The organism is Streptomyces sp. NH27 (assembly GCF_056859195.1).
On sequence record NZ_JACEGK010000447.1, the window covers coordinates 1 to 6,692 of the forward strand.

Annotated in this window: 6 protein-coding genes and 1 pseudogene; 1 reads left to right on the plus strand and 6 read right to left on the minus strand. The window is 73.9% G+C overall.

What is annotated here, in order from left to right:
• Nucleotides 1-270 (minus strand): annotated as a pseudogene (locus AC13HU_RS28720) (peptidyl-tRNA hydrolase); the annotation flags it as partial.
• Between the two features lie 56 nt (nucleotides 271-326).
• Between AC13HU_RS28720 and AC13HU_RS28725 the strand changes: the two are divergent.
• Entirely contained in the window at nucleotides 327-2,021 is a 1,695-nt protein-coding gene (locus tag AC13HU_RS28725; RefSeq protein WP_483044876.1) for an ATP-binding cassette domain-containing protein, read from the plus strand.
• 143 nt (nucleotides 2,022-2,164) lie between these two features.
• Here the strand turns inward: AC13HU_RS28725 and AC13HU_RS28730 are convergent, their stop codons facing one another.
• The 5 genes from AC13HU_RS28730 to AC13HU_RS28750 all read right to left on the minus strand — a co-directional run bounded on the left by AC13HU_RS28730 (nucleotide 2,165) and on the right by AC13HU_RS28750 (nucleotide 6,691).
• Nucleotides 2,165-3,220: a carbohydrate kinase family protein gene (locus tag AC13HU_RS28730; RefSeq protein WP_483044877.1), complete on the minus strand. Its 1,056-nt coding sequence runs from the start codon at nucleotides 3,218-3,220 to the stop codon at nucleotides 2,165-2,167.
• 103 nt (nucleotides 3,221-3,323) lie between these two features.
• Complete coding sequence (gene msrB / locus AC13HU_RS28735; protein WP_483044878.1) at nucleotides 3,324-3,746, minus strand: peptide-methionine (R)-S-oxide reductase MsrB; 423 nt, start codon at nucleotides 3,744-3,746, stop codon at nucleotides 3,324-3,326.
• Nucleotides 3,747-3,776: 30 nt separating this feature from the next.
• A complete protein-coding gene (gene murC, locus AC13HU_RS28740) occupies nucleotides 3,777-5,216 on the minus strand; it encodes a UDP-N-acetylmuramate--L-alanine ligase (protein WP_483044879.1) in 1,440 nt (479 codons plus the stop codon).
• 116 nt (nucleotides 5,217-5,332) lie between these two features.
• Nucleotides 5,333-5,800 (minus strand): indole-3-glycerol phosphate synthase, encoded by a 468-nt coding sequence (locus AC13HU_RS28745; RefSeq protein ID WP_483044880.1) that lies wholly within the window; start codon nucleotides 5,798-5,800, stop codon nucleotides 5,333-5,335.
• 129 nt (nucleotides 5,801-5,929) lie between these two features.
• A complete protein-coding gene (locus AC13HU_RS28750; RefSeq protein WP_483044881.1) occupies nucleotides 5,930-6,691 on the minus strand; it encodes a pyrimidine reductase family protein in 762 nt (253 codons plus the stop codon).
• Between the last annotated feature and the right edge of the window lies 1 nt (nucleotide 6,692).

The following is a 6,692-nucleotide window of genomic DNA, read 5'->3' on the forward strand; positions in this document are numbered from 1 at the left end:
CGCCTCGGCCCGGTGCCATTCGGCGCGGCGGGCGCGCCGTACGACCTTGCGGATACGGGCGTCCTGCCAGGCGTGGACCAACTGCGTCCACTCGCCGTCCTCGTCGGTCGCCCGCTCGTCGGACAGCAGGGTCAGGACGGCCCGGGCCGCGGTCTGCAGGGCGTCGGTGCGGGCCGGCGGCGCCTCGCGCTCGATCCGGACCACCAGGGGCAGGACGTACTGGGGCGCGGCGTCGCGGTCGTCCGCATCGTGCTGGAAGGGGCTGCTCACCGAGCCAGTCTCCCACCGGAATGGTGCGTTCCCCGCGGGGCGGGTCAGGATGAGGCATGCTCAACGCGAACGGGCTGCGGCTCGAAGAGGTCGGGCGGCGTTACGGGGTGCGCGGTCCCTGGGCACTGCGGGATGTGACGCTGGAGGTGCCGGCCGGCTCGCTGGTGCGGGTCGAGGGCGTCAACGGCAGCGGGAAGTCCACCCTGTTGAGGATCGTCGCGGGCGTGGACCGGCCGACCGCCGGGCGCCTGGTCGGGCGGCCCGCAGCCGGCACCGCGTACGTGCCCGAGCGGTTCCCGGCGGCGCTGCCGTTCCCGGTGCTGCGCTACCTCAGCCACCTCGGTGCGATCCGCGGCCTGCCGACGGCAACCGCCCGCGCCCGTGCCCTGCACTGGCTGGAGCGCTTCGGTATAGCCGGCTACGCCGGCACCCCGCTCGACGAGCTGTCCAAGGGCACCAGCCAGAAGGTCGCCGTCGCCCAGGCGCTGCTCGCCGACCCGGAGTTGCTCGTCCTCGACGAGGCGTGGACCGGTCTCGACACGGCCGCCCGCGCGGTGCTCGACGACGTGGTGCGCGAACGGGTCGGCGCGGGAGCGACCGTCTTCTACGTCGACCACGACCCGCGCCGCCTGGCGGGGGAGGCGACCGCGGTGTACGCGGTGGCGGCGGGCGGTGCGGTCCGGGACGCCACCGCGCAAAGCCCGTACCGGCCTTCGTACCAGCCGGACCCCGAGGGGGCCGCGGATCGTCCCGCGCCGGACGGCGGCACCGTCCCGCCCGCCGGGGACCGCGTCGTCATCGAGGCCGCCGGGAGCGGTGAAGTGCCGCCCGCGGTAAGGCCGTTCGGGCCGTGGCGGAAGGGCGAGGGGCGGATCGGCGTGGAGTTGCCGGCGGCGGCGTCGGACGGCGCGCTGCGGGCCCTGCTCGGCGCCGAACCACCCTGGCACATCGAGGCCGTACGCGGCCGGGGTGGGGGCGTGCCGCGGCCCCGTGTCCGCGCGGCGACCGTACCCGCGGCGACCGTGCCGGCGGCGGGTGACACACCACAACCGGTCGGTCCGTACCGCCGGCTCGGCGCGGTGGTCGCCTACCAGGCCGACCTGCTGATGCGTTCGCACCGCTGGCTGCCGCCGCTGATCTTCTACGGCGCCGTGATGGCGATCGGCGTCGCGGGCGGCGAGGCGCTGCTCGGCTCGCTGGGGTACGCGGCCGCGCTGCTGCTGCCGGTCGCCGCCTGGCTGGTGCGGGTGTGCGCGACGGGCGAGCCCGCGGCCGCACGGGCCTGCACGGCCTCGGCGGTGGGGCCGGACCGGGCCCATCTCGGCGCGCTGCTGGCCGCGTTGGGGGCGTCCGGGCTGATCGGGCTGGCCGGCACGGTGGTGGTCACCGCGGTCAGCGGGGCGCACACCGACGACATGCGGGCGGACATCCCGATCGGGCCGGCGCTGCTGGCCGGGCTGATGGCCGCGGCGGTCTCCGTGCTGCTCGGTACGGCGGTCGGCGCGCTGACCAACTCGCCGCTGCTACCGGGGGCGGGCTGGTCGGTGCTGGTCACCGTCTTCGGCGCGGGAGCGGTGCTGCTGACCACCGGTTCGCCCGCGCAGGCCGCCGTGACGTCCCTGGTGCACGGGTCGCAGTCGGGCGCGGTGCACTACCCGGTGGTCGCGCTCGCCGCGTCGATCTGCGCGGCGGCTCTCGCGCTGTGGGTGTCGGTGCGGGCGGTGGCCCGGCTCGGGGCCGCGCGGGCGTGAAGTCACGTGCCGATGAAGGCGGTTGCGTGAAACGTGCGTCATGCTGTCGAGTTCCTGCCGTAAGTCACTGAAGCAACTGCGGCTCTGTGTCGGCGTCGGCAAGCTCCCCGCGCGGTCGCCGGGCACCATCGGCGCCGGCACGCTCACCCGCTGACGGCCGCGTCGCCCGCGGGGGCCGTACCGCCCGCCGCAGCCGTGCCGTCCACCGCCCCGGACGCGCGTGCGCGCAGGCAGCTCGCGGCCAGTTCGTCGGCGCCGATCTGCGCCTCGTGGGTGCCGTGGTGCCCGCAGGCGAACGCCCCCGAGACCGAACCGGCCAGCGCGCACTGGTCGAGGTCGCCGCCGTCGAAGAGCGTGTGCAGGAAGGCGGTGACATACGCGTCGCCCGCGCCGTTGCTGTCCACCACCGGCAGTTCGGGGCGGACCGCCGGGAAGTGCCGGACCAGGTCGGGCCGGGCGCGGTCCAGGATGTACGAACCGTCGGCGCCGTCGGTGGCCACCGCCAGCCGGGCCCGGCCGCGGGCGACGATGTCGCGCAGCACGTCGGCCACCCCCTCCTTGACGGTGGCGGCGCTCATGAACACGTAGTCGGCGCCGTACGCCCACGGGTGGGCCGACGGGTCCGCGCCGTCCCAGGTGTGCAGGTCGGTCGACACGGGCACACCGCGCCGGCGGGCCGCGTCGAACAGCTCGCGGTTGACGTGCGAGCGGGCCAGGTACACATGCCGGGCCCGGTCCAGGTGCGGGCCGCAGAAGGAGAGCGGCATCAGCAGGTCGGCGGGGTGCCGGCCGTCGAAGAAGGAGAACCTGCGGCCTTCGGCGTCGACCAGGTTGACGCTGCGGGGGGTGCCGGCGGGGGCCACCAGGTGGTCGAAGTCCAGGCCGACCGCCGCGTACTTGTCGAGGATCATCCGGCCGGGGGCGTCGTCGCCGAGGAAGTCCACGAACTTGGTGCGGCGGCCGAGCGCGTGGAAACCCAGCGCCACGCCGTTGCCGGTGTGCGCGACGTAGTCACGGACCGGCGGCACCGACACCGAGTCGCTGCCGGGGATCTTCAGCTCGTCGACCCGGACGATGGTGTCGATGCCGCTACCGCCGACGACCAGGACGTCATAACGATCGGCCGCTCCGCCGGCCTCGATCCCGGCCCCGGTTCCGGTTCCGCGGTCGGCTCCGGTGCTCTCGGTGCTGTCGTCCACGGCCCATCCCCCCGGTTCGGTGTGTTGCCGATCACCTTACGACCCGGGGGTGCGGGAGGGAGCGGATCAGGCCGTCACGGGGGGCCTGCCGGCGGGGGCGCGGTCAGCTCTCGGCGGGGGCCAGCCGCAACGAGATCGAGTTGATGCAGTAACGCTGGTCGGTGGGCGTCGGGTAGCCCTCGCCCTCGAAGACGTGGCCCAGGTGCGAGCCGCAGTTCGCGCAGCGCACCTCGACCCGCACCATGCCCATCGAGCGGTCCTCGATCAGCTCCACCGCGTCGGAGCCGGCCGGGTCGTAGAAGGACGGCCAGCCGCAGTGCGACTCGAACTTCGTGTCCGACCGGAACAACTCCGCGCCGCAGGCCCGGCAGGAGTAGACGCCCTCGGTCTTGGTGTCGGTGTACTCACCGGCGAACGGGCGCTCGGTGCCGGCCTGGCGCAGCACCGCGTACTCCTGCGGGGACAGCTCGGCGCGCCACTGTTCGTCGGTCTTGTCGACCTGGTACTTGCGCGCATCCTGCGACATGCGAACCTCCTCAGTCGGCCTCGGACGGCCTCAGTCGGCGAGCCGGGCGAGAATCAGGGGACCGAGATCCGTTACGTCACCCGCCCCCATGGTGAGAACGAGATCACCGGGCTTCGCCATTCCCGCCACCAGCTCCACGGCCGCGTCCCGGTCGGGCACGGCGGTCACGTCCGCGCCCGCCGTCCGGGCCGCCGTCACGATCAGGTCGCTGGTGATGCCGGGGATCGGGTCCTCGCGGGCCGGGTAGATGTCCAGCACCAGCGAGGCGTCCGCCAGTGCCAGCGCGCCGCCCATCTCGGTGCCCAGTTCCTTCGTACGGCTGAACAGGTGCGGCTGGAAGACCACCAGCACCCGGCCGCCGTCGGCCGCCGAACCGCCGTCCTGCGCGGAGCCGGCACCGGTGGCCTGCCGGATCGCGGTCAGGTCGGCGGCCATCTCCGTCGGGTGGTGCGCGTAGGAGTCGATCACCTGCACGCCCGCGGCCTCGCCCTTGAGCTGGAGGCGGCGCTTGACGCCGGTGTACTTCGCCAGCGCGGACGCCAGATTGCGGGCGGGGGCGCCGGCCGCGATGCCCGCGGCGAGGGCCGCGACCGCGTTGTGCGCGTAGTGACTGCCGGGCACGGACACCGTGAAGGTGAGCATGCGGCCGTCGAGCATGACGCTGACCTCGCTGGTCAGCCCGCGCGGGTTGATCCGGGTGATCCGCACGTCGGCGCCCTCGGTCTCGCCGACGGTCACCACGTTCAGACCGCCGATGTCCCGGACCCGGGCGGTCAGCTCGACCGCGCCGGCCTGGTCGGCGGAGACCACCAGGGTGCCGCCGGGCCGCACCTTGCCGACGAACTCCTCGAAGGACTCGTACACCTCCTCCAGGGAGGCGTAGTTGGCGTGGTGGTCCAACTCGACGTTGAGCACTATTGCGACCTGTGGGGCGTACCGGTGGAAGCTGCGGTCGGACTCGTCGGCCTCGGCGACGAAGATCTCGCCGCCGCCGTGGCGCGCGTTGGACCCCGGCACGTCCAGGTCGCCGCCGATCGCGTACGACGGCTCCAGGCCCAGCGAGGTCAGCGCCACCGCCAGCATCGAGGTGGTGGTGGTCTTGCCGTGCGTGCCCGCCACCGCGATCGGGACGGTGCCTTCCATCAGCGCGGCCAGCGCGTCGCTGCGGTGCACCACGGGCAGGCCGCGCTCGCGGGCCGCGACCAGCTCCGGGTTCTCCGCGCGGATCGCGCTGGACACGACCACGGCCGACGCGTCCGGTGCGAGGTGCGCCGCGTCGTGGCCGATGTGCACGGTGGCACCCAGCGCCCGCAGCGCCTGCGCGGTCCCGGAGTCCTTCGAGTCGCTGCCGGCCACCTGCGCCCCCCGCTGGGCGAGGATCTTCGCGATCCCCGACATCCCGGCGCCGCCGATGCCGATGAAGTGCGGTCGGTCCAGGTCGGGGGGTACGGGCGGGCCGGACGGGCTCATGCGCGGGTCTCCAGAGGGTGGTTCATCCATGTTCCGAAGCCCCGATTGTGGCACTAGTACGGGGTTGCTTTCCCGACGGGCGTGCCGCCGTTTCCCTTGACGGGCATGCCGCCGGCTCAGTCGTGCTGCGCGAACAGTTTCAGTACGGGCACGCCCACCTTGTGCCGGGCCCGCGAGGTCCAGTCGCGGTGGAAGAACTCCTCCACGAAGTGCGGCGCGGTCAGCACCACCACCTCGTCGGCCCCGGTCTGCTCCACCACGGCCTTCAGCTTGTCCAGCGGATGGCTCTCCACCACCTCGCCCTCGGCCGGCACGCCGGCGGACCGCAGCGCCTCCAGGGAGTGCGCGAGGGAGCGCTCGGCGGGCGGAAAGGCGTCCTGGCCCTCCGGCACCTCGTTCTCCCGGGCGGCGTCGTCGAGGTAGCCGAGCGCCACGTCGTCCACGGCGCGCAGCAGGCGGTCCTGGTCGCCGCGGGGCTGCATGAGTACGACAAAGGAGACCTGCTCGTCGCCGTGGAGCGTGGTGACCAGCTCCACATCGGCCGCGGCGAGCGGCTTCTCGATCATGAGTACGGTCGTGAACACGGACCCGTCCTTCCCTCTCGCGAACGAGGCCCCGATCTTCACCGGGCGCCGTTTCCATTGTCCCCGCGGTACGCGAAGCGGAACGAATGAATCCGCTTTTTTCCGCCGCGCGTCCCCCGGGAGAGTGCCTTATGCCGTGACCTGCGCCTCCGTCTGCTTGACGTAGCGGGTGAACAGGAAGCCGTCCTCCGCCAGAACCGACACCGGTACGAAGCGGGCCGGACCGGGGACCCCGGGCCCGTTCATGATCCGCGGCGCGTCCCCGCCGACGGCGAACGGCGCCACAGTCAGGCACAGCTCGTCCACCACCCCGGCCGCCGTGAACTGCGCGAGCACCCGCGGGCCGCCCTCGTGCAGCAGCCGCGACAGGCCCAGCGCGGCCAGCTCGCGCACCGCGCGCACCGGGTCCACGCCGTCGCCGTCGCCGGCGATCACCACCCGCGCCCCCGCCGCGTCGGCCGCGGCCAGCGCCTTGCGGTCCGCGCCCGCGCCCGTCAGTACCAGAGTCGGTGTCGTCGCGGCCGTGAACAGCGGTGCCGAGAAGTCCAGGTCGAGCCGCCGGCTGACCACGGCGATGGCCGGGGCCGGTGTCTGGCCGTCCGCCGCGCGGCGCTCGGCGAACGACGGGCGGGCCTTTCCCGGGCGGTATCCCTCCCGGCGGACCGTCTCCGCGCCGACCACGACCGCGTCGGCCAGGGCGCGCAGGGTGCCGAAGATCCGCATGTCGGCGGGGGAGGAGAGCAGGGTGGAGGTGCCCTCGTGGGTCGCGGCGCCGTCCAGCGAGGAGACCATGTTGGCCCGCAGATACGGGCCCGCCTCCCGCGGGGGGTACGCATAGGCGTCCAGCAGATCCACCGGGTTCGCCGTGGCCGGTCCTGGCGGGGGCAACAGT